This window comes from Mesorhizobium sp. L2C084A000, from assembly GCF_000502875.1.
Lineage (GTDB): Bacteria > Pseudomonadota > Alphaproteobacteria > Rhizobiales > Rhizobiaceae > Mesorhizobium.
In genome coordinates this window covers 464213-488428 of the sequence record NZ_AYWX01000009.1, presented here as the reverse complement: position 1 = coordinate 488428, position 24216 = coordinate 464213, and the positions used below count along the sequence as shown (strand labels likewise).

General features: G+C 62.1%; 24 protein-coding genes. 12 read left to right on the top strand and 12 right to left on the bottom strand.

Annotated elements, in window-relative coordinates:
* The first annotated feature begins 37 nt into the window (after nucleotides 1–37).
* The 11 genes from X735_RS145860 (at nucleotide 38) to X735_RS145910 (ending at nucleotide 12570) form a co-directional block, all read left to right on the top strand.
* Complete coding sequence (locus tag X735_RS145860) at nucleotides 38–301, top strand: hypothetical protein (protein WP_023812335.1); 264 nt, start codon at nucleotides 38–40, stop codon at nucleotides 299–301.
* Nucleotides 302–503: 202 nt separating this feature from the next.
* A complete protein-coding gene (locus X735_RS145865) occupies nucleotides 504–1937 on the top strand; it encodes a UbiA family prenyltransferase (RefSeq protein ID WP_023812334.1) in 1434 nt (477 codons plus the stop codon).
* A gap of 2 nt (nucleotides 1938–1939) precedes the next feature.
* Nucleotides 1940–3292, top strand: a complete 1353-nt coding sequence (locus X735_RS145870; RefSeq protein WP_023812333.1) for an FAD-binding oxidoreductase — start codon at nucleotides 1940–1942, stop codon at nucleotides 3290–3292.
* A 123-nt stretch (nucleotides 3293–3415) separates the two neighbouring features.
* On the top strand, nucleotides 3416–3865 hold the full coding sequence (locus X735_RS145875) for an EamA family transporter (RefSeq protein ID WP_023812332.1): 450 nt from the start codon (nucleotides 3416–3418) through the stop codon (nucleotides 3863–3865).
* Nucleotides 3862–4869, top strand: a complete 1008-nt coding sequence (locus X735_RS145880; protein ID WP_023812331.1) for an NAD(P)-dependent oxidoreductase — start codon at nucleotides 3862–3864, stop codon at nucleotides 4867–4869. The genes X735_RS145875 and X735_RS145880 overlap by 4 nt, the downstream gene beginning before the upstream one ends.
* A 104-nt stretch (nucleotides 4870–4973) precedes the next feature.
* Entirely contained in the window at nucleotides 4974–6404 is a 1431-nt protein-coding gene (locus X735_RS145885; RefSeq protein WP_245273256.1) for an aspartate aminotransferase family protein, read from the top strand.
* A 21-nt stretch (nucleotides 6405–6425) separates the two neighbouring features.
* Nucleotides 6426–7658 (top strand): glycosyltransferase 87 family protein, encoded by a 1233-nt coding sequence (locus tag X735_RS145890; protein WP_023812329.1) that lies wholly within the window; start codon nucleotides 6426–6428, stop codon nucleotides 7656–7658.
* The gene (locus tag X735_RS145895; RefSeq protein WP_023812328.1) at nucleotides 7655–8413 is read left to right on the top strand and encodes an FkbM family methyltransferase; all 759 of its coding nucleotides are present in this window, start codon (nucleotides 7655–7657) and stop codon (nucleotides 8411–8413) included. The genes X735_RS145890 and X735_RS145895 overlap by 4 nt, the downstream gene beginning before the upstream one ends.
* 154 nt (nucleotides 8414–8567) lie before the next feature.
* The gene (locus X735_RS145900) at nucleotides 8568–11129 is read left to right on the top strand and encodes an FAD-dependent oxidoreductase (protein WP_023812327.1); all 2562 of its coding nucleotides are present in this window, start codon (nucleotides 8568–8570) and stop codon (nucleotides 11127–11129) included.
* A gap of 84 nt (nucleotides 11130–11213) precedes the next feature.
* Nucleotides 11214–12062: a DUF1194 domain-containing protein gene (locus X735_RS145905; RefSeq protein ID WP_023812326.1), complete on the top strand. Its 849-nt coding sequence runs from the start codon at nucleotides 11214–11216 to the stop codon at nucleotides 12060–12062.
* A gap of 166 nt (nucleotides 12063–12228) precedes the next feature.
* A complete protein-coding gene (locus X735_RS145910; RefSeq protein ID WP_023812325.1) occupies nucleotides 12229–12570 on the top strand; it encodes a peptidase inhibitor family I36 protein in 342 nt (113 codons plus the stop codon).
* Nucleotides 12571–12646: 76 nt separating this feature from the next.
* Here X735_RS145910 and X735_RS145915 read toward each other — a convergent pair whose 3' ends face one another.
* From X735_RS145915 to X735_RS145920, 3 genes are all read right to left on the bottom strand, one after another.
* A complete protein-coding gene (locus X735_RS145915; RefSeq protein WP_348625597.1) occupies nucleotides 12647–13585 on the bottom strand; it encodes a GlxA family transcriptional regulator in 939 nt (312 codons plus the stop codon).
* A gap of 345 nt (nucleotides 13586–13930) precedes the next feature.
* Nucleotides 13931–14065 (bottom strand): hypothetical protein, encoded by a 135-nt coding sequence (locus X735_RS1000000170280; RefSeq protein ID WP_023812324.1) that lies wholly within the window; start codon nucleotides 14063–14065, stop codon nucleotides 13931–13933.
* Nucleotides 14066–14403: 338 nt separating this feature from the next.
* Nucleotides 14404–14589 (bottom strand): hypothetical protein, encoded by a 186-nt coding sequence (locus X735_RS145920; RefSeq protein WP_013531162.1) that lies wholly within the window; start codon nucleotides 14587–14589, stop codon nucleotides 14404–14406.
* A 218-nt stretch (nucleotides 14590–14807) separates the two neighbouring features.
* On the opposite strand from X735_RS145920, the gene X735_RS145925 reads away from it, so the two are divergent.
* Nucleotides 14808–15707 carry a LysR substrate-binding domain-containing protein gene (locus X735_RS145925; RefSeq protein ID WP_013531163.1) on the top strand — a complete coding sequence of 300 codons (900 nt, stop codon included), beginning with the start codon at nucleotides 14808–14810 and terminating at the stop codon, nucleotides 15705–15707.
* 26 nt (nucleotides 15708–15733) lie between these two features.
* Here X735_RS145925 and X735_RS145930 read toward each other — a convergent pair whose 3' ends face one another.
* The 9 genes from X735_RS145930 to X735_RS145970 all read right to left on the bottom strand — a co-directional run bounded on the left by X735_RS145930 (nucleotide 15734) and on the right by X735_RS145970 (nucleotide 24116).
* Nucleotides 15734–16681, bottom strand: a complete 948-nt coding sequence (locus tag X735_RS145930) for an alpha/beta hydrolase (RefSeq protein ID WP_023812323.1) — start codon at nucleotides 16679–16681, stop codon at nucleotides 15734–15736.
* A gap of 233 nt (nucleotides 16682–16914) precedes the next feature.
* Complete coding sequence (locus X735_RS145935) at nucleotides 16915–17094, bottom strand: hypothetical protein (protein WP_348625596.1); 180 nt, start codon at nucleotides 17092–17094, stop codon at nucleotides 16915–16917.
* 188 nt (nucleotides 17095–17282) lie between these two features.
* Nucleotides 17283–19433 (bottom strand): ASKHA domain-containing protein, encoded by a 2151-nt coding sequence (locus X735_RS145940; RefSeq protein ID WP_032909375.1) that lies wholly within the window; start codon nucleotides 19431–19433, stop codon nucleotides 17283–17285.
* Nucleotides 19384–20358 carry a methyltetrahydrofolate cobalamin methyltransferase gene (locus X735_RS145945; RefSeq protein ID WP_023812319.1) on the bottom strand — a complete coding sequence of 325 codons (975 nt, stop codon included), beginning with the start codon at nucleotides 20356–20358 and terminating at the stop codon, nucleotides 19384–19386. Before X735_RS145945 ends, X735_RS145940 begins: the two co-directional genes overlap by 50 nt.
* A gap of 81 nt (nucleotides 20359–20439) precedes the next feature.
* Nucleotides 20440–21531, bottom strand: coding sequence for a methylenetetrahydrofolate reductase (locus tag X735_RS145950; RefSeq protein ID WP_023812318.1), 1092 nt, complete (start codon nucleotides 21529–21531; stop codon nucleotides 20440–20442).
* Nucleotides 21528–22166, bottom strand: coding sequence for a methylenetetrahydrofolate reductase C-terminal domain-containing protein (locus X735_RS145955; protein WP_023812317.1), 639 nt, complete (start codon nucleotides 22164–22166; stop codon nucleotides 21528–21530). Before X735_RS145955 ends, X735_RS145950 begins: the two co-directional genes overlap by 4 nt.
* Entirely contained in the window at nucleotides 22159–22461 is a 303-nt protein-coding gene (locus X735_RS145960) for a virulence factor (protein ID WP_023812316.1), read from the bottom strand. The genes X735_RS145955 and X735_RS145960 overlap by 8 nt, the downstream gene beginning before the upstream one ends.
* 203 nt (nucleotides 22462–22664) lie before the next feature.
* Nucleotides 22665–23447 (bottom strand): formyl transferase, encoded by a 783-nt coding sequence (locus X735_RS145965; RefSeq protein ID WP_023812315.1) that lies wholly within the window; start codon nucleotides 23445–23447, stop codon nucleotides 22665–22667.
* Between the two features lie 93 nt (nucleotides 23448–23540).
* Nucleotides 23541–24116, bottom strand: coding sequence for a DUF4893 domain-containing protein (locus tag X735_RS145970; RefSeq protein ID WP_023812314.1), 576 nt, complete (start codon nucleotides 24114–24116; stop codon nucleotides 23541–23543).
* Between the last annotated feature and the right edge of the window lie 100 nt (nucleotides 24117–24216).

The following is a 24216-nucleotide window of genomic DNA, read 5'->3' as shown; positions in this document are numbered from 1 at the left end:
AATGCAACAGAGGCGGTGGGAACACCGATATTGCACCATGTGGAAGTCTCTCGTCGCTGCCGTCGCCCTGGTCGCCGCTATCGGCTCGGTCCATGCCGCGAGCGCGGTCAACAAGGACGCCGAGACCCGAACGCTGGTCGTCACCGAGGGCGGCAGCAAGACCGACCTTGCGTTGGCCGGTGGCGAAACGGTTGAGTTCTGCCCGAATGGCTGCTTCGTCACCTTGCCCAATGGCGACCTCGAAGCCCTGACCGGTTCGGAAACCGTCGAGATTTCGGGCGGTGTCGCCCGCATCAAGTAATCCTGGCGTCACGATTGCGGAGGCCGGGAATTTGCCCGGCCTTTTATCGTTTCCGGTAGCGGTTGTTTAACAATGACGCCGGAAATACCCCCATGGCAGCCGTCTGCAACCGTGCGTTTTAACGTTCGCTACGTCATCGCCCGCTATACCAGCCTCAAGACGCCGAAAAGCGGCGCGCAACTCTACGCGGGCAGGGTAGGACATGGATGCGCGGTCGGACAGGAACGCAATACCGCTTGCGGTCGATCTCGACGGCACGCTGATCGCGACCGACCTGTTGTGGGAAGGGCTGTTCATCCTTCTCAAGAAGAACCCGCTCTATATCTTCCTCGTGCCTTTCTGGGCCGCCGGCGGACCGGCGCGGCTGAAGCAGGCAATCGCGCAGCGCATCGACATCGATCCGGCATCGCTGCCCTATCGCGAGGTGCTGCTTTGCCGCCTCCGGACCGAGCATGCCGAAGGCCGCAAGATCGTGCTGGCGACCGGCACGCCGCGCAAGTTCGCCGATGCCATCGCGGTCCATCTCGGCATTTTCGACCAGGTGCTGGCCACCGATGGTCTCGCCAATCTCACCTCGGGCAGGAAGCGCGCTTCGCTGATCGCAGCCTATGGTGATGGCGGTTTCGACTATGCCGGCAACAGCCGTCACGATCTCCAAGTCTTTGATGCAGCGCGCAACGCGATCGTCGTCGCGCCCGACCGCCATGCCGCGCGCTGGCAGGCGGCACATGGCGCCGAGACGATGCCGGCGCCGAAGCCGACTTTGCGGACCATCGTCAAGATGCTGCGTGTCCATCAGTGGCTGAAGAATTCGCTGATCGCAGTGCCGATGGTGCTCTCGCACGAATATTTCAACACCGACATGATCTGGCAATGCCTGCTGGCATTCGTCTCGTTCAGTGCGGTGGCATCGGCCATCTACATCCTCAACGATTTCTTTGACCTCGCGCTCGACCGCAAACACCTCACCAAGCGCAACAGGCCGTTCGCCAGCGGTGCGCTGTCCATCCCGTTCGGACTTGGCGCGATTGCGATGCTTTTGGCGATCGGCTTCGGCACCGGGCTGTTCTTGTCGCACGAATTTCTGGCTGTGCTTGGCGGCTACATGGTCGTCACCACGGCCTATTCGCTGTCGTTCAAGCGCATGCTGCTGGTCGATGTGCTGACGCTCGCCGGCCTCTACACGATCCGCGTCCTGGCCGGTGCGGCGGCGACCGGCGTCGACGTCTCGTTCTGGCTGCTGGCCTTCTCTATCTTCTTCTTCCTGTCGCTGGCGCTGGTGAAGCGCTTCGTCGAATTGCGCACCACCGCCATTCCGCCTGGCGAGCGCATTGCCGGCCGCGGCTATCGCACCGAAGACCAGGAGATCGTCGCCCAGGCCGGCATGGCCTCGGCCTTCTCCTCGGCGCTGGTGCTGGCGCTCTACATGGACAGTGTCGCGGTGCGGGAGCTCTATCCGCATCCATGGCTGATCTGGCCGCTGGCGCCGATCGTGCTTTATCTCACCATGCGCGTCTGGATCCTGGCGCGCCGCAACGAGATGCATGACGATCCGGTCGTGTTCATCATCCGCGACTGGCGCAGCCAGATCGTGGTGCTGATCGGTGCGGTGATGCTGGTCATCGGGGGCTGGTAGGCATGGCCGCCGGACGTTTCCCAAGCTTTGGCCTTGCCACACCGCCGGCGCCGCGCGCCATCGGGGCCGATGAGGCGATCGCGCTGCTGAAGGGCGGTCGGGCCAAGCCGGCGTCGCTGCTTGCCTATGGCAATGGCCGCTCCTACGGCGATTCCTGCCAGAACGAGGCCGGAGCGGTCGTCGATATGCGATCGCTGAACCGCATCCACGCCTTCAACGCCGAAACCGGTGTTCTCGAGGCGGATGCCGGCGTGCTGTTGTCCGACATCATCGCCCACGCCGCCCCTTACGGCTTCTTTCCGGCGGTTGTGCCAGGCACGCAATTCGTCACGCTCGGCGGCGCCATCGCCAATGACGTGCATGGCAAGAACCATCACCGGCGCGGCACCTTCGGCTGCCATGTCGAGAGCTTCACGCTGCTCAGGTCCGACGGAAGGACCTATCGCTGCTCGGCAGCAGACAATGCGCGCCTGTTTGCGGCGACGATCGGCGGCATGGGGCTGACCGGTCTCATCCTGTCTGCCTCGATCCGGTTGATGCGGGTTCATTCGCTCGACATCGTCGAAAAGGCGACGCCGTTTCGCGATCTCGACGAGTTCTTCGGTTTGGCCGAGGCGGCCGATCAGGCCAATGAATATGCGGTCGCCTGGATCGACCAACTTGCCGGCGGCCGCAATAGCGGTCGCGGGTTGCTGTTTACAGGCAATCATGCCGAGCACGGCTCGCATGCCGCCTCGCGCGCCGGTGGCAATCTCTCGGTGCCGGTCCAGCCGCCGTTCAATGTGCTCAACCGGCCGTTCCTGACCGCCTTCAACGCCGCCTACAGGTGGAAGAAGGGGCGGTCGACGGCGCCGCGCCAGGTTGGCTACCAGGGCTTCTTCTTCCCGCTCGACGGCGTGCGCGACTGGAACCGGCTTTATGGGCCGAAAGGGCTTTTCCAACACCAGAGCGTGGTGCCGGAAGCGGCGGCGCGCGAGGCCGTGCCGGCATTGCTTGCGGCTGCAAGGCAAGCCGGGCAGGGCTCGTTCCTCACCGTATTGAAACGCTTCGGCTCCATCCGCTCGCCGGCGCTGCTGTCGTTCCCGCGTCCCGGCTACACGCTGACGCTGGATTTCCCCAACAGGGGGGCTGCGACGCTGGCCTTGTTGCGGGAACTCGATCGCATCACCGTCGAGGCAGGCGGCGCCGTCAATCCCTACAAGGATGCTCGTATGGGCGCAGACATCTTCGCTTCGTCCTTTCCCGAATGGCCGCGGCTGGAGTTGCTTCGCGATCCCGCCTTCCTATCGAGTTTCTGGGCGCGGACGGCAAGGAAGCTCGACACGCGGCGCTGCGTAGCCGAGGCAGCGGAATAGATATAACTTGAGTAATTCTTGGTTATCGATCGTTAAATCCATGATTCACTCAAAACATTCTTGTGGCTTCACGAAATGTTTGCTGGTTTGTAATAGGAAGCATGAAGGGGTGGCTCGGAACACATGAAATACATCGTCTTCATTCTCTTTACGGTCATGACCAATGCCGCCGCACAGCTGATGCTGAAGCAAGGCATGATGTCGCTCGGGCCGATCTCGTTCGAGGGCGTCAATCCGCTCGTCAAGCTGTTGCAGATCGTTTTCAGCCCCTGGGTGTTCCTTGGCCTCTGCACCTTCGTCATCTCGATGGCCTCGCATCTCTATGTGCTGTCCAAGGTCGAGCTCTCCTTCGCTTATCCGTTCCTCAGCCTCGCCTATGTTGCCGTCGCCATCTTCGCTTATTTCGTCTTCCGCGAGGACCTCAATGGCTGGCGGATCGCCGGCATCGCCTTCATCTGCGTCGGCACGGTGCTGATCGCGCAAAGTGGCCGGGATTTGGGTAAGCAAGGGCATGAGGACCAGACCGCTTCCATCATGCCCGACAAGATCCAAGCAAACGAGATCATTCGATGAGACATGTGATTTTCGGCGGTGACGGTTTCGTCGGCCGCCACCTTGCTCCGAAGCTTGTGGCCGATGGTGAAGAGGTTGTCGTCGCCGACGTCGTCAAGAGCGACCTGCCGCAGTACCGCACCGTCCGCTTTATCCAATGCGACGTCACCGATCCGGCGTCGGTCGCGGCGGTCGGGCTGAAGGCCGATGATATGGTCTACAATTTGTCGGCCAAGATGCTGTCGCCGATCCAGGTGCGGGCCAAGCGGCACGATTTCTTTTTCCCGGTGAATTTCCACGGCACCGAGCACATCATGCAGGCCATGGACAGAGCCGGTGCGACAAAACTCGTCCACTACACGACCGACATGATCTACGGCCACACGGTCACGCAGCCGATGACCGAGGAGCACCCGGTGGCGCCGCTGGGCGAATATGGCTGGTCGAAGCAGAAGACAGAGGAGTTGGCGGCCGAATGGCGCAAGCGCGGCATGTCGATCTCGCTGTTTCGCCCGCGCCTGATCATCGGCCCAGGCCGGCTCGGCATCCTGGAAAAGCTGTTCAAGCTGATCGACTGGAACCTTCCCGTGCCGATGATCGGTTCGGGCAGGAACCCCTATCAGTTCATCTCGGTGTTCGACTGCGCCGAGGCCGCGCGCGCGGCCTGGAAGGCCGGTGTGCCTAATGAGGCCTATAATCTGGGTTCGCTCAACCCGCCGCCGGTCAAGAAATTGCTCGGCGATTTGATCCGGCATGCCGGCTCGAAATCGATCCTGATCCCGACACCGGGCTGGGCGGTCAAGCGCACGCTCGACCTGCTCGACCTCTTCAACATGCCGATCATGGACCCGGAACAGTATCTGATCGCCGACGAGGACTGCGTGCTCGACGTGTCCAAGGCCGGGCGCCAGCTCGGCTGGGTGGCGCAATATCGCGACGAGGACATGCTGATCGCCGCCTATAGCGAGTACCGCGCAAAGAAAGCCGGCCACGCAGTCGCCACCAAACATGTGCCCGCCGAATAGCGGCTCGCAAAACAGCTTTCGTTGCGCCCGATCCTGGTCGTGCGTGCAGACAGGAGATTGAAATGACCGTCATGGCCAAGCCCGAACAGACCAATTTGCGCACCATGGTCAGCGCGCCGTCGCTGTCGCCAGCGACCATCGCCAAGCCCGATTTGATCAGCGTCGAGCAGGCCAAGGCGATGGACGTCGCCCGCATGACCGACCTGTTCAAGGCGCATCTCAACCCCGGCCAGCTGCACTTCATGAAGCTGCTCGGCTTCCACAAGATCAAGATCGAGCGTGCCGAAGGCATGTTCTACATCGACCAGAACGGCCGCAAGATCCTCGACTTCTTCGGTGGTTTCGGATCGCTGGCCTTCGGCCACAATCATCCGCGCATCCTGGAAGCACGCAAGAAATTCCAGGAGGAGAAGCGCCAGGAAATCGCCATCGCCTTCATGTCGCAATATGCGGCGGCACTTGCGCACAACATCGCCAAATGCTCGCCCGGCGATCTCGACATGGTGTTTCTGGGTTCGTCCGGCTCGGAGGCGATGGAAGCGGCGGTTAAGCTCGCCGAGCGCGCCGCCGGTCCGAAGCGACCGAAGATCGTCTATGCCGAGAATTCCTTCCACGGCAAGACCAAGGGCGTGCTGGGCATCACCGACGGCCAGCTCTACCGCGCCGACTTCAAGGTGGCCGAAAACACGGTCCGCATCCCGTTTGCCGACATCGAGGCGGTCGAGCGCCTGTTCCGTTCCGACCCGGAGGTCGGCGTCATCGTGCTGGAAACCATCCAGGGCGGCGGCGGCATCATCCAGGCGCCTGCTGAATATTGGCAGAAGCTAAGGGCGCTGTGCGACCAGTATGGCGTGTTGTGGGTCGCCGACGAAGTGCAGTGCGGCTATGGCCGGTCAGGCCGCTTCTATGCCTTCGAGCATTACGGCGTCATTCCCGATGTGACGGCGCTGGCCAAATCGCTTGGCGCCGGCAAGGCGGCGGTCGGCGCGATGATCGCGCGGCGCGAGGTCTACATGAAGGCCTATGGCACGCCGAAAACGGCGATGATCCATGCCATGGCGACCTTCGGCGGCATGGGCGAGGCCTGCGTCACCTCGATCGAGGGGCTCAATGTACTCTATGATGAAGGGCTGATCGACAATGCCGCCATCACCGGCGACTATTTGCTGCAGCGCCTGCAGACGCTCAGGGAAAAGTACCCGAAGATCATCAAGGAGGTGCGCGGCAGGGGTTTTATGATCGGCCTGGAGTTCCACGACTTCTCGCAGACCTTGCCGATGGTGTTGCGGCCGATCGTCAGCGTGCTCGACGACAAGCTGAAGGGTTCGCTGTCGGGCTTCATCGGGGCGCTGCTGTTGCGCGACTACGATGTGCTGGTCGCCTTCACCGAATACAACCGCAACGTCATCCGGCTCGAGCCGCCGCTGATCTGCCAGCGCGAGCATGTCGACCGCTTCGTCGACGCCTTCGACAGCCTGCTGTCGCGCGGCATCGTGTCGATCGTCAAGGATTTCGTCAAAAGCCAGGTTCGTTAAGCGAGTTCGCTGGGTACAACGATGCTGACCAAGTCGCCCGATCCACAAAACCCGCTCGACCGCCTCATCGGAGCCGGTCTGGCGTGGGGCGAGGGGACTTATGCGCGGCTGGCAGCACCGATCGGCGCGGCGGCCTTCGCGCTCTACATTCTTTTTACAGCGTTCACCGCCTGGGTGATGCCCGACGCCAACTGGGACATGCTGCCCTATCTCGCTATATCGGAGGAAGGCACCTATCCCGATGCGCAGGCGCTGCATGACTATGCCTACAACACTGTCAAATCGGGCGTGTCCGCAGGCGACTATAAGGCGCTGACCGACGATGGAGGCGGCTTCCGCAGTCACATGACGGAGAATGCCGCCGACTTCCATTCACTGCTCGGCATGTACCGGATCAAGTTCCTCTATGCCGAGATCCTGTCGACACTGAGCGCGGTGATGTCGCCGGTCGAGGCAATGCGACTGGTCTCAGTGTTCTCCGTGCTGCTGTTTGGCGCGATCGCGTTGATGTGGCTACGCTCCACAGGGGCATTGGCGTTGGCGCCTATCGTCGGCGCGGTGCTGATCATGGCCGATTTCGGCGATGCGGCACGCGCTTCGACACCGGATCTGCTCACTTCAGCGCTGCTGCTCGGCGGGCTCTATGCCTATGTCCGCGGCCTCGAGGTGGCAACGGCGATCCTGCTCTTCCTCGCCTTCATGGTACGGCCGGACAACATTGTTTTCCTGGCGATTTTCGCTGTGCTGCTGGTCGCGTACCGGCAGAGGGCATGGGGTGCGCTGGCCGGTTTTGCCGCTTCCTTCGTGGCCTACTTCGCCATCTCTCACTGGGCGCATCATCCCGGCTGGGCGCCGCATCTGTGGTTCTCCAGCATCGAGCAGCACTTCAATATGGACGGATTCGAGCCGCCATTCTCGGTCACCACCTATCTCAGGGCGTTTGCCACCTCGCTGCTGCGCGCCGTCAGCCTGAACAGTTGGGTCGGCGTGTCGGTGCTGGCACTGGCCGGCTGGTTTGCTGCCGCCCGCGCCGGCTTCCGCCTCGATCGCCGCGCCGGCATCCTGTTTGCGGCGCTGGTGCTCGGTGCGCTGGCGAAGTTCACCGTCTTCCCGATCCACGACACGCGCATCTATTTCCCCCATCTGATTCCGCCATTCCTGCTGCTGGCGACGCCGTTCATGGCGCTGTGGGCAGCCGTGGCTCGCGGCCAGAATCGCGCTGCCATGCAAATCATTCCCGGAGACAAGTCATGAGTTCGCTATCCAGCCTGGCGCGCGTTGCCCTGTCGCTTGCTCTTCCCAAGGGCGTTCTCGATCGCGGCCCGTCGCTGCGCGGCACCAAGTTCCTGGCCAGGGCGGCGCTGAAGGCGCGTTTTGGTGGTGCAGGGCGACCGTTCCAGATGGTCAATGTCGGCGCCTGCGACGGCGCACTGTTCGACGATGTGACGCCTTGGCTGCACAGGATTCCCGGTGCACGGGCCATGCTGGTCGAGCCGATCCCGTACAACCAGAAGAGACTGCGCGCCAATTATCCAGACACGGACCGCTTCATCATCGAGCCGGTGGCGGTGACGAAGACAAAGGGCACGATAACCGTCCACACCTTCGATGCCGCCGCCCTCGAGGCCGGCACGTTGCCCATCGAATTTATCGGCTGCTCGTCGGTCACCGACACCAATCTGATGTCGGGCAAGAATGCCTGGGGCGAGGCCGACGCCAATTTCAACAAGTTCGCGCCGCATCTCAGGGACATCGAGGTGCCATCCGAGACCTTGCAGACGCTGCTCGATCGCAACGGCATCAGCCATATCGACGCTTTCCTCGTCGATTGCGAGGGCGCCGACTGGATCGTCTTCGAACAGCTGGACCTCAAGCGCTACCGCCCCGGCATGATCAAGGTCGAGGTCGGCGCGCTGCCCGCCCCGGAGATCGGCCAGGTCGTGGTCAAGCTGAAGACATCAGGTTATCAGGTCGGCTTTCAGGCCGAGGACATCTGGGCCTTCGCCTGAGTTAGCCCACCGAAAAGCGAACCGCCCCAGGCGCCGGTGTGAAGCATTCTGCCGTCTGGTCGCTCGGCTTTTTGCCAATGTCGCAAACAGGCTTCAATCGGCCTGCCGCTCCGCCCTATAGTCCGCCCGCTTTATCACTTTGGAGTCGCGGGCAATGGCAGAGTTTCCGAAAAAGGCGAAGGTCGTCATCGTCGGCCTGGGCGGTATTGTCGGCGCATCGATCGCCCATCATCTGATCGAACGCGGCTGGGACGATATTGTCGGCATCGACAAATCAGGCATCCCGACCGATATCGGCTCGACCGCGCACGCCTCCGACTTCTGCTACACCACCAGCCACGATTTCCTGTCGTGCTGGACGACGCTCTACTCCATCGATTTCTACGAGAAGATGGGTCATTACGCGCGTATCGGCGGCCTTGAGGTTGCGCGTGTCGGCGACGACAGCCGCATGGAAGAGATCAAGCGCAAGATCGCCTCCGCCAAGGCGTTTGGCACGCGCGCCCGTCTGATCGAACCGGCCGAGATCAAGGAAAAATTTCCGCTGATCGAAGAAGCGATGGTGCAGGGCGGCCTGTGGGATCCCGATGCCGGTCTGGTCATCCCGCGCTCGCAGACGGTCGCCGGCAAGCTGGTCGACCAGGCGGAAGCCTCGGGCAAGCTCAAATCCTTCGCCAACACGCCGGCTCGGTCGCTTGTCGTCAAGGACGGCCGCATTTCAGGCGTGGTGACCGATCGCGGCACCATCGAGGCCGACTATGTCATCGTCTGCGCCGGCATATGGGGCCGGCTGATCGCGGAAATGGTCGGCGAGGATCTGCCTGTCATGCCGATCGACCATCCGCTGACCTTTTTCGGCCCCTACAACGAGTTTGCCGGCACCGGCAAGGAGATCGGCTGGCCGCTGCTGCGCGACCAGGGCAACTCGGCCTATATGCGTGACACAGGCGATCCCAGGACCGCCGAGGGCGGGCAGGTCGAATGGGGTTATTACGAAGAGACCAACCCGCGCCTTTGCCATCCGCGCGACCTGCTGGAGAAGGACCAGGCGCGGCTTTCACCCTCGCAGCGCGATCTCGACATGGAACAGATCCTGGCGCCGCTCGAACGCGCCATGGAGCTGACGCCGATTCTCGGCGAACTCGGCTATAACGAAAGCCATTCCTTCAACGGTCTCTTGCAGGTGACCGCGGATGGCGGCCCGTCGATGGGCGAAAGCCAGAAGGTGCGGGGCCTTTGGTATGCCGTCGCCATCTGGGTCAAGGACGGCCCCGGCATGGGCAAGCTGATCGCCGATTGGATGACCGACGGCCGAACCGCGATCGATCACCACGCCGTCGACTATGCGCGCTTCTATCCGCACCAGACAAAGGAGCAGTTCATCTGGGATCGCTGCACCGAGACGGCGATGAAGGTCTACAATCCGGCAGTGCATCCGCGCGAGCCGTTCTCCAAGGCCCGCAACATCAGGCGCTCGCCGTTCTGGGAACGCGAGAAGGAACTCGGCGGCTATTTCATGGAGCTTGGCGGCTGGGAGCGCGCCCATGGCTACGCCGCCAACGAGCATCTGCTGGAGAAATACGGCAACCGGGTGCCGGTGCGTGAGAACGAGTGGGACAACCGCCATTTCTGGCGCGTCTCCAATGCCGAACACCTCGCCATGAGCGAGGATTGCGGCATCGTCAACCTGTCGCATTTCGCCATGTACGACATCGAGGGTCCCGACCATGTCGCGCTGCTGGAATGGCTCTGCGCGGCCAAGATCGGCGGCGACAACAACATCGGCAAGGGTATCTACACCCACTTCCTCGACGAGGAAGGCATGGTGCGCGCCGACTTTACCGTCATCCGCATGGCCGACCGCTGCCGTTTGATCGATGGCGCCGACGCCGGTCCGCGCGACTTCCAGTACATGCGCCGCACGGCACAGGACAAAGGTTTCGATGTCACCATCACCGACGTGACCGAGAAGTATGTCACCATCGGCATCTGGGGGCCGAATGCCCGGGCGACCTTGCAGAAGGTGGTCGAAAGTCCGGACGGGCTCTCTGTTGAGAACTTCCCATTCGCGGCGATCAAGCCGGTCCGGATCGGCGGCAAGGATGTCACCGCTTTCCGCATCTCCTATGTAGGCGAGCAGGGCTGGGAACTGCATATGCGCTACGAGGACGGTCTCGCTGTCTGGGACGCGCTGCGATCGACCGGCGTGATGCCCTTCGGCGTCGAGACCTATGCCAACACCCGCCGCATGGAAAAGAGCCTGCGCCTGCAGAACGCCGACCTTTTGACCGAGTACAATCTGCTCGAAGCCGATCTTGCGCGTCCGAAGGTCAAGGAGAACGACTTTTGCGGCAAGGCCAAGCATGTCGAATACCGCGCCCGCGAGCGCCAACCGGCCATGCTGTGCACGCTGGTGATGACCAGTAATGTCGATTCCAAAGGCGTTGCCCGCTATCCTGTCGGCACGATGCCGGTGATGGACCCGAAGACCGGCGAGACGCTGGTCGACGAACTCGGCCGCCGGTCGTTCACCACGTCGATGGCCTATGGCCCGACCATCGGCAAGAACATCGGCCTCGCCTATCTGCCATGGGCCTACGCCCAGGAAGGCCGCAAGCTCATTATCGAGTATTTCGGCGAGACCTATCCGGTTGAAGTCGCCGCTGTCGGTTACAAGCCGCTTTATGATCCGGAGAATTTGAAGCCGCGCAGTTGAAGCCGCAGAATTTGAGAACGAAAAGCCCGGCCTTGGCCGGGCTTTTCCCTTTTTAAACAGGCTGTTTTCGCTTACCCTTGCGGCATGTCTGCTTTTGCCTGCGCAAGACATTTCCTTTCAAGCTGCGCCGCGTTCGCGCTGACGCTCTGGTTGACGCCCGCGACCCAAGCTGACGAGCCCGTCGATGTCGAGTTGGTGCTGGCCGTCGATGTCTCGCTGTCGATGTCTCCGGACGAACTCGAGATCCAGCGTCACGGCTACGCAGCGGCGCTGACGCACGACAATGTGCTGCAGGCCATTGCCGACGGCGCCCATGGCAAGATCGCCGTTACCTATGTCGAATGGGCCGGTACCACCTGGCAGCGCGTCATCGTGCCGTGGACGGTGATCGCCAGCCGCACCGACGCCGAGCGCGTGGTTGCGCAGTTGTCGGCGCAGCCGCCCAACAGCGCGCGGCGCACCTCGATCTCCGGAGCGCTGGAGTTCGGCAACGACCTGTTCGCCGAAAGCGGCTACCGAGGCACGAAGCGGGTCATCGACATTTCGGGCGACGGCCCCAACAATCAGGGCGCGCCGGTCAACCTGACCCGCGACGAGCTGATCAAGCAAGGCATCGTCATCAACGGCCTGCCGCTGATGACGCGAGGCGGCTTCATCGGCGCCTACGACGTCAGCAATCTCGATCGCTACTACAGCGACTGCGTCATTGGTGGTCCCGGAGCCTTCATGATCCCGGTCAATGACTGGACGCAGTTTCCCGAAGCCATTCGCCGCAAGCTGGTGTTGGAACTCGCCGGTCCGGCCTCGCCGCAATGGGCGGCGGAAGAAGCCGCGCATCCGCCGGTGATATTGGCACAGGAGAGATCCACCACCGATTGTCTGGTCGGCGAGAAAATGTGGCGAAACCGCAGCTGGATGTTCGACAGCCGCTAAAGCTCTTCCCCATTGAGCGTGATCTTTGCCGAACCGGCTCCCGCTCTTGCCCCGCTGCCTACCTGTTCGGGCTTACGCTCCAGGCTTGCCTCCGCGACCGAAGCAGTGGCAAACTGGGCAGGCCGCGTGACCCAGCCAGGAGCGCTGCCGAACCGAGGAAAAACCGATGAGACGTCTTGCCATCCTGACCGCAGTCGCGTCCGTGCTGTATGCCGACGTCGCCAGCGCCCAATACAACCAGGCTGCCTGTATCATGTTCGAGAACGGGAATTTTCGCGGGCGGTCCATCGGCATGGGTGCCGAGGATTCCGTAAATTTTCGTGGCGGCCAGTTCTGGAATGACCGTGTGTCGTCGGTGATCGTTCGCCGCGGCTGCACGCTCGTGGCCTATGAGGATTCTAGGATGGGCGGCCGCTCGATCGAGATCACGCGCAGGATCCGCAATTTGGGCGGCAGCGACTGGAACGACCGTATCTCCTCGGCGGAATGCACCTGCGACGATTACTGAGGTTGGTTCCAGGCAGCGGGGCGCCGCTGCCTGACGATATCATGACACTAGCCTGTTTGTCCGTGGGCGTATCGGATCAGGCCGCCAGCAGTTGCTTGCGGTCGACGCGCTCCTGCTGCGGCGAGCGGGCGTAGAGTTCTCGGTAGCATTTGGAGAAATGCGATGCCGAGACGAAGCCGCAGGCGACCGCCACCTCGACCACCGGCATCGAGGACTGGATCAAGAGATGCCTGGCGCGGTCGAGCCGGATTTCGAGATAATAGCGGGCGGGGGAGCGGCCCATCTCGGTGCGGAACAGCCGCTCGATCTGGCGGCGCGACAGGTCGACATGGTCGGCGATCTCGATCAGTGACAGCGGCTCCGACAGATTGCCCTCCATCAGTTCGATGATGGTCAGCACCTTTGAGTTCTGGACGCCGAGGCGGGCGCGTAACGGCAGGCGCTGGCGGTCGGTGGGGCTGCGTACGCGGTCGGTCAGCACTTGCTCGCAGACGCGGTTGACGAGGTTCTCGTCAAAGTCGTCGCCGATCAGCTTCAGCATCATGTCGAGCGCGGCAGTGCCGCCGGCGCAGGTGTAGATATTCTGGTCGATCTCGAAGAGGTCGGCAAAGACATTGGCCTTCGGAAACGCCTCTGAAAAGCCCGGCAGGTTCTCCCAGTGGATGGCGCAGCGCTTGTTGGACAACAGGCCGGCGGCGGCGAGGATATGCGCGCCGGTGCACAGGCCGCCGACGGCGACGCCGCGATTGTATTCCTCGCGCAGCCAGGCGAAGGCGGACTTGTTCTGGTAGCGCTCGACGTTGATGCCGCTGCAGACGATGGCCATGTTCGGCCGGTCGGGACCTGCCATCTTCTTGCGCTCATCCTCGAGCGAGGTGTTGACCGCGCATTCGACCCCGTTCGAGGCGCGCACCGGCTTGCCGTCGATGCTGGCGAGGCGCCAGCGATAGGCCTCGTAGCCGAGCATGCGATTGGCCGAGCGCAGCGGGTCGAGCGCGGTCGCAAAAGCGATCATGGTGAAATCGGGAATAAGGAAGAATACAAACGATCGCTTGATCGGATGCTTTACCGCGTTCAAGGGAACCTCACACAGCCATGGCGCGAACAGGATGTCGCGAATAGCATAGCGACATCAGGAAAAACCATGTCTGTCAATCGGCTACGCCGCTACGACAAGATTAAATTTGCGACATGGGTCGCAAATGGGCAATCGGCGTGCAGCGAGCCCTGGAAGTGGCACGAACTGTTCAAGGGACGGGCAACGTACGGCCTGCGCACAGAACAAAACGCCGCTCTGGCTGGAGCCAGGCGGCGTTGCAATTTTAAAGCAGCGGCAGGGATGCGCTGCCTCTAGAAATCTTCAGGCGATGAAGCCGAGGCGCGCCGCATTCATGGCGCCGGTCTGGCCGGGCATGGTGTTGGCAAGACGCTGACGCTCGAGAGCGGTGGTCAGGTTCATTTCGCGGCGGGCAAAGAGGCGTGCAAAAAGCTTCATAATCATCTCCATTTGTTGCTTAGACGGGTCGCCTTCGCTTGATGGAGTGGGGCAGCTCGTTTGCTGGCGCTGATATAGGCTTGTGTAAGTAGAAACTAAATCGCAAAAGCGAAGCGCTTGATATGAAATGCGACATCGATTGCGACAGATTTGAGCAAGGTGCCCAAAATTTACGATTATTTACAAGGCATTAATTGGAAACAGGAGCCGCTATGCGGCTTTCTCATATGCGTCATGCGCCGGCGACATGGCTCCAAAGCTCAGTTGAATACAAGTAAAACAGAGAAGGCCTGCCGGGCGGGCTGCGCGGCAGGCCTTCAGCACATGGTACACACGATCTACTTTGCTCCAGCCCAGGATCCGATGCCATTGCGAGTACCGGTCTTGGTGTCGGAAGCTTCAGGCCAGCCGATGTCCTTCTGCAGTTCGATCGGCAGGGAGCGGATAGCGCGCTCGGTCTGATAGCGCGCGCGTGCCGCGCTGAATTCGGTCGCGATGCGACCAAGGGACGACAGGATAGACATCTCTTTCTCCTTTGGGTTGGCTAGTGCCAGACAGCGAGTTGGCTACTGCGGGTTTGTTTCAACTTCATTTCGTGTCGAATGCAGGTCTGTGTCGAGGTCGTTTCATGGCTGCTTGGGGCAGCTACTGCTTCGATGGAGTTGACTATCCACCCATTCTGATGTTCAATCAAACGAAATGGAATGATGTTTTGTATCAGAAAAATTGAAGGTCGGTTGCCATGAACGCCCCGCTCAATCATCCGCTGCCACTGCTCGATCTCGATGTTTTGCGCACGTTCGTGGCGATTGCCGAGACCGGCAGCTTCACCACCGCCGCCAATGCCGTGTTCCGCACGCCGTCGGCCGTTTCCATGCAGATCAAGAAGCTCGAGGACATTCTCGGCCGCTCCGTGTTCGCGCGCGACGCTCGCTCGGTGTCGCTGACCACGGACGGCGAGATGCTGCTCGGCTATGCCCGCCGGCTGCTGTCCATTAATCGCGAGGTGGTGTCGAAGTTCATCATTCCCGAGATTGTCGGTGTGGTGCGGCTTGGCTCGCCGGACGATTACGGTGAGCGCGTGCTGCCGCATGTGTTGAAGCGTTTCGCGCAGTCGCATCCGTCGATCGCCGTCGACGTCACCATAGACCAGAGCAGCAATCTGCGCCGGCGCATGGACGACCGGGCGCTCGACATCACGCTGTTGACCAATTCCTACAAGACCAGCGCGCTCGGCGCCGAGGTGCTGCTGACCGAGCCGATCGTCTGGGCCGGCGCCAAGGGCGGCTGCGCGCATTTGCGCGAGCCCTTGCCGGTGTCGCTTTGGGAAGAGGGCTGCGCCTGGCGTGCCGGGGCGCTCGACGCGCTTGGCCGCGAGGGCCGCAACTACCGCATCGCCTATATGAGCGCACACACGGCCGGCCAGCGCGCCGCGATCATGTCCGATCTCGCCGTGGCGCCATTGCCGAAGTCGTTCCTCGGCAATGACATGGTCGAACTCTGCCCGAAGGACGGCATGCCCGACATCGGGACCTACAATCTGGCGATGGTTGTGGCGCCGGATGCCAGTGCCCCGGTCAAGGCCGTTGCCGACCACATTCGCGCGACCTTCGAAGTGTTTCGGGAAACCGGCAAGTTCTGACCGGCTGGTAAGGACGATTATATAAGCTACTCCGCCGCTTCGGCTGGGCGCTGTTCAGGCCTTAATCTCGTATCTTGTACGATCCGGCTCTCCCCGAGAAATTCGACGATGCGCTCGCGGGCGCGCCGCGCTTCCGGCATGTCGATCAGCGGCCAGACGTGGAACATGCCTTCCTCATAGACAAGATCGATTTCAACGCCGGCTGCGCGGGCTTTTTCGGCGAAGATCAGATTGTCGGGAGTCAAAAGATCGCGCGAGCCGGTCAAAAGCAGCGTTCTTGGCAGCACGGACAAATCTCCATAGACCGGGCTGATGTGCCAATCGCTGGGATCGATGCCGGCACTGTACAGGCGAATTGCCTCTCGTCCGCCAGCTATGCCCAGCCAAGGGTCGTTGCGTTCCGCCTCGAACACTGCGGGATTGGTGAGCGACACGTCGAGACCCGGCGAAATGAGCACATGCCGCGACGGTAGGGGCAGTCCTTCTTCGGCGGCCATCATGGTCAACACCACAGCCATATTGCCGCCGGCGGAATCGCCCATGAAGACGATGTCTTCGGCTTCCGTCTCGGTGAGCATCTGCCGGTAGACATCGCCAACCATTCCGAACATGGCATGGAAATCGTGTTCGGGAGCGATTGGATAGATCGGCACCGTGATCCCGTAGCCCAGCCGATCCGCCATCTCGGCGATTAGGTGCCAATGATAGGGTGTGATTTCAAAGACATAGGCACCACCGTGCAAGTAGAGAATCCGCTTCTTTTCGCCGGTCCTGGGTGCGATTTCGTAGACGGGGAAGCCATCGACCGTATGCATCTCGATGTCGAGACGCTGGTGCAGCGAGGCGGGCGGCCGGTGGTTCTCGGTCTTGCGCGCGGCCGCGATCCAGCGCTGCAGATTTTCCGGACTGGCAAATGCCTGCTTGCGGCTGTGCCGCAGGACAAAAGACACGACATGGCTTTTCAAACTTGGCATGCGGATACGCGAACTTCGGCCAAAGCCGACTAAGAGAACCCCCACTATCTTCGAAGATCGTGCCGTGGCCGAAAATGTCAAGATTCGCGCCGTATCTACACGGTGGTGTGATCCGCGCCGCGGTGCTCAGCGGCGCGGCAAAAGTGCGGCACGCAGCCGGTTGCTGGTGGTCGCCGGGGACATGCGAGATCCCCGGCGCATGCCGAGCAATTTGCATTTGTCGGCGAAGGTCATCAGCGCGCGGCGCTCCAGATGGTGTTGATGAGTGCTGCCTTTTCGCTGGACCGCGGCGACACCGGCCAGCCGATGTCCTTCTGAATCTCAGGCGGCAGGCTGTTCAACAAGCGCCGCGCCTTGCTGCGGTCGTGAGCATTCTTGATGGCCGTGCCATGGCGGCCGAGGCTTTCGAGCATTGACATCGTTGTCTCCTCTGGAGCGTTGCGACGGCTGAAAGATATCTCCAGCCTGCCATTCGATGCCGGTTGAATGCGCCTGCCATGTATCTGGCGAATTTCACGAAAACAGCGTTTTGGTTTCCGGATCAAGCGATCCGGAAACATTTGCATGCAAATGAGTTTGGAAAGGCGGTGGGCGCGGCCGCTTATTCCCGTCCACGCCTGGCGGCGTGGCCTTCGCGCGAACGCCGTCGCGGAGCAGCGTCGCCGGCAACACCGTCCTCGCTGACCGTCTTGCGCGGCGGCAGTTTCACCGCTGCCGACAGTTTTGGGAACGGATCGACCTTGTTGGGCAGCGCCATGGCGTAGACGAAATGCTCCTGGAATTTCGGTTCCAGCGCCGTCTCGATCTTCTCGATCTTGCTGACCGTGTCCTCGATCTCGCGGCGGTAGCCGCGATTGAGCAGCGCCATGCGGGCGCCGGCACCTGCGGCGTTGCCGACGGCCGAGACCTTGTCGAGGTCGCAATCCGGGATCAGCCCGAGCACCATGGCGTATTTCGGATCGATGAAGGAGCCGAAGGCGCCGGCGAAATGGATGCGGTCGACATGCTCGGTGTTCTGCTTTTCCATCAACAGCTTGGTCCCGGCATAAAGCGCTGCCTTGGCAAGCTGAATGGCGCGCACATCGGTCTGGGTGATGGTGATCTTCGGCCCATCTTCCGTCAATGCGGCGGAGCCTTCCTTCAGCACATAGGAGAAGGTGCGGCCGTTGGCGGTGACGCGCGGCGAACGGGCCGAAAGCCCGCCGTCGATGACGCCGTCCTCGGAAATGATGCCGGCGAGATACATCTCGGCCACCACCTCGATGATGCCGGAACCGCAGATGCCGGTGACGCCGGTTGCCTGGACGCTCTCCAGGAAGCCCGGTTCGTCGGACCACAGTTCCGAGCCGATGACGCGGTATTTCGGCTCCAGCGTGTCTGGGTCGATGCGCACGCGCTCGATGGCGCCGGGTGCTGCCCGCTGGCCGCCGGAGATTTCGGCACCCTCGAAGGCAGGGCCGGTGGGCGAGGAAGCCGCAACCACCCGCTGGCGATTGCCGAGTACGATCTCGGCATTGGTGCCGACATCGACGATCAGCATCATCTCGTCCTGGCGATGCGGGCCTTCCGACAGCGTCACCGCCGCCGCGTCCGCTCCGACATGGCCGGCGATGCAAGGCAGCATGTAGAGCCTGGCGCCCTGGTTGAGCTTCAAGCCGATGTCGGATGCCTTGATATGCACGGCGCCCGAAACGGCCAGCGCAAAGGGCGCGCCGCCAAGCTCGGTCGGATCGATGCCGAGGAACAGATGGTGCATGATCGGATTGCCGACGAAGACGCTGTCCAGGATGTCGTTGCGCTGGACATTGCCTTCGGCGCAGACCTTGTCGACCAGGCCCGAGATCGCCTCACGCACGGCAACCGTCATGCCTTCGCGACCATCCGGGTTCATCATCACATAGGAGACGCGGCTCATCAGATCCTCGCCGAAGCGGATCTGCGGGTTCGACGTGCCGGACGAGGCGGCGACGCGGCCCGACAGCAGCGATACCAGATGCATGGCGATGGTGGTCGAGCCGATGTCGCAAGCCAGCCCATAGGCTTCGTTCTTGAGGCCGGGCCACAGCGCCACGACGCGCGCTGTCTCTGAGTCGGCATCCTTGTAGATGGCGGCGGTCGCCGTCCAGTTGCCCTTGCGCAGGATGCCTTGCACCTGCGGCAGCAGATGAAAATCGAAATCAAGGCTTTTCAAGCCCCAGTCGTGCATCAGCGCGATCTTCAGCCGGTCGAGATCGCCGAGCGGCTTGTGCATGTCGGGTTCTTCGATCTCGACATAGCACATGCGGATCGCCGCATCGCGGGCGATCACCCTGGTGTCGGCATCCTTGCGGATGGTCTGCGCGTTGATGACCGTATCCTGCGGCACGTCGATGACGAGGTCGCCGAGGATCTGCGCCGAGCAAGAGAGGCGGCGCCGTTCGGGCAGGCCGCGGACGCGCTCATAGCGCTCTTCCTTGGCACCCTTGGGCGTGATGTGGTCGTTGGAGGAGGTGATCTTGTGCTTGGCGAAATTGCCTTCCTGCACTTCGATCTGGCAGCGCCCGCAGGTGGCGCGTCCGCCGCACACACTTTCGACATAGACACCAAGCTGGCGCGCGGCATCAAGCACCGGCGTGCCGACAGGAAACCGCCCGCGCTTGCCGGACGGCATGAAAAGCACGAGCGGATCGGTGATGTTTGCAGGTGAGTTCACGATTGCGCGCTTATCCTCGGCCCATCCGGGCTTCACGACCGCCACGGCGGCGACCGCCATTGCCGGCGCCGTCGCCCGGCGCATTGACCTGCGTCGGGGCGGCAACGGCCTGGCCGCCTTCTGCCGGCTTATAGTCCTTGTAGGTACGGATCCAGTTGGTGCAGTTCTCGTCGGTGCCGTTCAGCACATTGGCGCCGCGCACGGCTTCCATTTCCTGCGGACGCACCGGGTTCATGATGGCTGACGTCATGCCGGCGCCGATCACCATCGGGATGAAGGCGGCGTTGATGCCGTGGCGATGCGGCAGGCCGAAGGAGATGTTGGACAGGCCGCAGGTGGTGTTGACCTTGAGCTCTTCGCGCAGGCGTCGCAGCAGCGCGAAGACCTGGCGGCCGGCATCGCCCAGCGCGCCGATCGGCATGACCAGCGGGTCGACGACGACGTCATGCGCGGGGATGCCGAAATCGGCGCAGCGCTGCACGATCTTCTTGGCGACGGCAAAGCGCACGTCCGGGTCCATCGAAATGCCGGTCTCGTCGTTGGAGATGGCGACGACAGGCACATTGTACTTCTTGACCAGCGGCAGGATGGCTTCGAGCTTTTCTTCCTCGCCGGTGACGGAGTTGACCAGCGGGCGGCCCTTGGCGACCTTCAACGCGGCTTCGATCGCGGCGGTGACGGAGCTGTCGATCGACAGCGGCAGGTCGACAAGCCCTTGCACGATCTCCAGCGTCTGCACCAAGAGGCCGGGTTCGGTCTCGTTCGGATTGACCGAGGTGACGCCCGCGTTGACGTCGAGCATGGTGGCGCCGCAGGCTGCCTGCTCCAATGCGTCCCTGATGACGGTCTCGAAATTGCCCGCGATCATCTCGGCGGCCAGCTTCTTGCGGCCGGTCGGATTGATGCGTTCACCGATCACGCAGAACGGCTGGTCGAAGCCGATGATGATTTCTCGTGTCGCCGAGGCGACAATGGTACGGGTCATGAAGTCTCTCCGCCGTGATATAAAGATTTCTTTATATCGTTGTCTGTTTTCGTTCAAGCGAATGGGTGGCCGTCCGCGCCGTCAGTGCGCGGTCTTCACCATATCCACCTGCGTTTCGGTAATGTCGTCGTGCAGTATGTGCTCGAGCCGATCGGCGACCATCTGGTCGTCGCGGCGAATCTCACGCTTCCACGGCTGGCGGCCCTTGAGCACGCCCGATTCATCGACGATCTCGGCGACATATTCCTCCTGCCGGTAGGCCATCACATGGACGCCGGAAACGCCTGATATTTCCTTCACCTCGTTGATGATGTCGATGCAGAGCTGCTTGCCTTCCTTCTTCTGGTCCTGGGCGCCTTCCAGCCGCTTGATGACAGAATCGGGGATATGGATGCCAGGCACGTTGGAGCGGATCCATTTGGCCGTCTTGGCCGAGGCCAACGGGCCGACGCCAACCAGGATGAAGCATTTTTCGGTGTAGCCGAGGTCGCGCACCTTTTGCATGTAGGTGCGGAACATCGGCACGTCGAAGCAATATTGGCTCTGTACGAATTGCGCGCCGGCGGCGATCTTCTTGCCCAGGCGATGCGGCCGGAAATCGATCGGCGGCGCGAACGGGTTGATCGCAGCACCCAGGAAAAGCTGCGGCGGCGTCGTCAGCTTGCGGCCGGACAGGAACTTGCCGTTGTCGCGCATGATGCGGCAGGTTTCCAAGAGCGACATGCAGTCGAGATCGAATACCGGCTTGGCGCCCGGCTGGTCGCCAGCCTGCACACCGTCTCCGGTCAGGCACAGCATGTTGGCGACGCCCATCGCGGCCCCGCCCAGCACGTCGCCCTGGATGGCGATGCGGTTCTTGTCGCGGCAGGCGATCTGCATGATCGGCGCATAGCCCATGCGGGTCAGCAACGCGCAGATGCCGACTGACGACATGTGGCAATTGGCGCCCGAGGCGTCGACGGCGTTGATGGCGTCGACCCAGCCGTCGAAGATTTTTGCCCTGTTGTAGACGTCTTCCGGATCGGCGCTGTCGGGCGGGTTGAGCTCGGTCGTCACCGCGAACTCGCCGCGCCGAAGCACGCGCTCCAGCCGGCCGCGCGAAGTATGGCCGGGCAGGGGATCGAGCGGCAGATCGATGCCGGCCGGATTCTCGTCGCGCTGGCGGCCGATCATTCCGATGCCCCGGTGTTTGCCGCCCCATTCTTGGCGGCAGCGGCGGCTTCGCTCGCGGCGGCCGCCTGCGCGGTCACCCGCAGCCAGGCCGAGGTTTCGCGCAGCGACTGGTCGACCGGCTTCTGCACGGTCAGGATCCTGTCACTGTGCACCATGTTCTGCGAGCCTTCCCAGGCCTTGACCCAGACGCACGGCATATCGGGTTCGACCTCGCAATTGCCGTTGGCGCGGACACCGCCGCAAGGGCCGTTGCGCAATTGCTTGGGGCAGTTCATCGGGCACGACATGCCGGTCGAGGACAAGATGCACTGGCCGCACATGCGGCAGTCGAACATGAAGCCCTTGACGCGCTTCTCGACGAATTTGATCGGTCCTTCGACACGGCCGTAGCCGATGCCTTTCCACAGGGGATGAAGGAGCAGGAACATGTCGGCGAACTTGCCGTAGAACCATTCGAGCAGGCGCGAGTGCCTGATCGACCACAGCCGGACCGCAAAGGAACGCTGCACGCGCCGCTGCGGCGACACGTCGGCCGGCTTGTAGTCGGATTTCGGCGCTGCCTTCTTGACCAGAGTGGCTTGGGTAACCGGCTGGACAACCCTTTGGCCATCCTTGGCAGGAATGGTTTCAGACATTTTCTTTGCCGCCTGCCTTGACCAGGGCGACCAGCCGCTCGCGGTCGTATTTCGTGTCGATATCGTTGAATGCCTTCTCGACCTCGGCTTCGAGGTCGTCGCCGACCGGGACGGGATCGGCCTTGCGCCATTCGGCCAGATAATCGTCGGTGCCGCCGGCGCCAGTGCGCATCGCGCACATGTCGATCGCCTCGGTGAAGCGCAGCGGCAGTTCGCGCTTGGCGTTCTGCCGGCCCTTCTTGACGATGATTTGGGCTGGGATGTCGCGCCAGTAGACGACGATCAGATCGGCCATGAATTCTCACTCCTCGATCTGCGAGCATTGCCGGAAGCGCAGTGGGGCCGCTTGTTATGGGACGACGCGCGCGCATTCAAAAGCGACGCATTTGGATGTCGTAAAATGAAAGGTGGGTTTATTCGTTTGCGGCGTGTGCTGGCGGCAGGTTCGACGCGCCGGAAGAGCCAGCGTGCGGCATGCGGATACGGGCGAGGAACTCGCTACCAGATGCCGGTTCTGAGGCCCGTCCAGACGTAGAACCAGATCGTCGGATGATACCACAGCTTCGAAGGCAGGCCGGGATCGATCGTCGTGAGTTTTCCAGCCAGTGCATCGCTGACGGCCTCGACGCAGATGTCGCGTGAGAACGCCGTCTGGCGTAGCGCGTGACTTGAGATGGTGTCGCCCTTTTTCGATCGTCCGCGCGCCTGCTTCAGCACGCCACCGGTGTCGACGCCAGCGTCGACGAGGTGGACAGTCGTGCCGAAATTCTGCGCATCGCCTGATACCAGAGCCCAATAGCCGCCATTCATGCCGCGATATTTCGGCGTGATGCCCGCATGGTAGTTGAGCACCGGGCAGGGCATTTTGCTCAGCATCTCAGCCGAGATTAGTCGGCAACCGTTGAGCAGTACAACGCCTGGCCGGATCTTCTGGATCGCCTGCAGGCACTCAAGCCCATTGGCGGAGGCTACTTGGATGATCTCCTGGCCTGGTCGCGGCTCAACCTCCAGCTTCTCCTCGGCAATCAAGCGCGCGCTGTGGCCGGCCAGGAATCGCTTGCCCAACCTGCTCAGCACCATCGTGCCAAGCTGGCCCATGGCGGAGATCCAGCCCTGGCGGCGAGCCCGGCCACGCAGCAATTGCTTTTTGGATTCAGGGGTTTCGAGGACGACGCTGACAGGACCAACGCGATCGGCGATTGCATTGATCATAACCCAGACATGCTGGCCGCCGCCGGTGACGACCACGATCGGACGCGTACTGGATTCTGATGCTGCCATGGATCTTGCCCCCTCCAAGCAACCGTTCTCGACAATGGGCGGGATGCTAGGGCGTCCGGGTTAATCCTTGGTGATCAGCATCTTCGATGCCGGTCAGCGCTTCAATTCGATGATATCGAGCTTCGATTCGTAGTAGGGCGCCGGGAATTCGATGCGCCATTCCTTGGCGCTGTTGCGGAAGGCGTAGCCGACCTGGTCGGTTTGCGGGGCGCTGCCATAGGGCTTTGCCGGATCGTCGTTGACATAGAAGGAGCCGAGATAGATCGCGCGTTTCTCGCCATCGTCGAAGAAACGGCCCTTGGTGCGCTGTGAGCCGCTGATCTTCTCCAGCCGCCAGCCGGAACCGTCATCGGTCACCTTGCACTTGAACCAGCCATAGATGACGAGCGGCAAAGGTCCGCCGGCCTTGATCGTGCGGCACCGCCAATTGCCGGTCAGGTCCTTGTCGGAGAAGGCTACCAGCGGTTTTGCCAGCAAGGCGTCGAGTTGTTTGACCTCGGCGGGGTTTCCCGCTTTCGCCTCGGCGAGCGCCGCCTTGCGGGTCTCGCCATATTTGTCGAGCCGTGCCTTGTCGGCTGGGGTGATGAGTTTCTGCACCTCGCCGTCGGCATGAGCGGGCAGGGCGAAACAGAGGAGACCGAGTACGGCTATCAAGAGGTGAGGGGTCATCGTGCGTTTCCACGTTCGAATGGCTGGAGGGCCTGTTGCCTTGTGGCGCACAACTTACCCGTTCTCGATGGCCTGTCATCCAGGGTTGGAGCATGGCGGG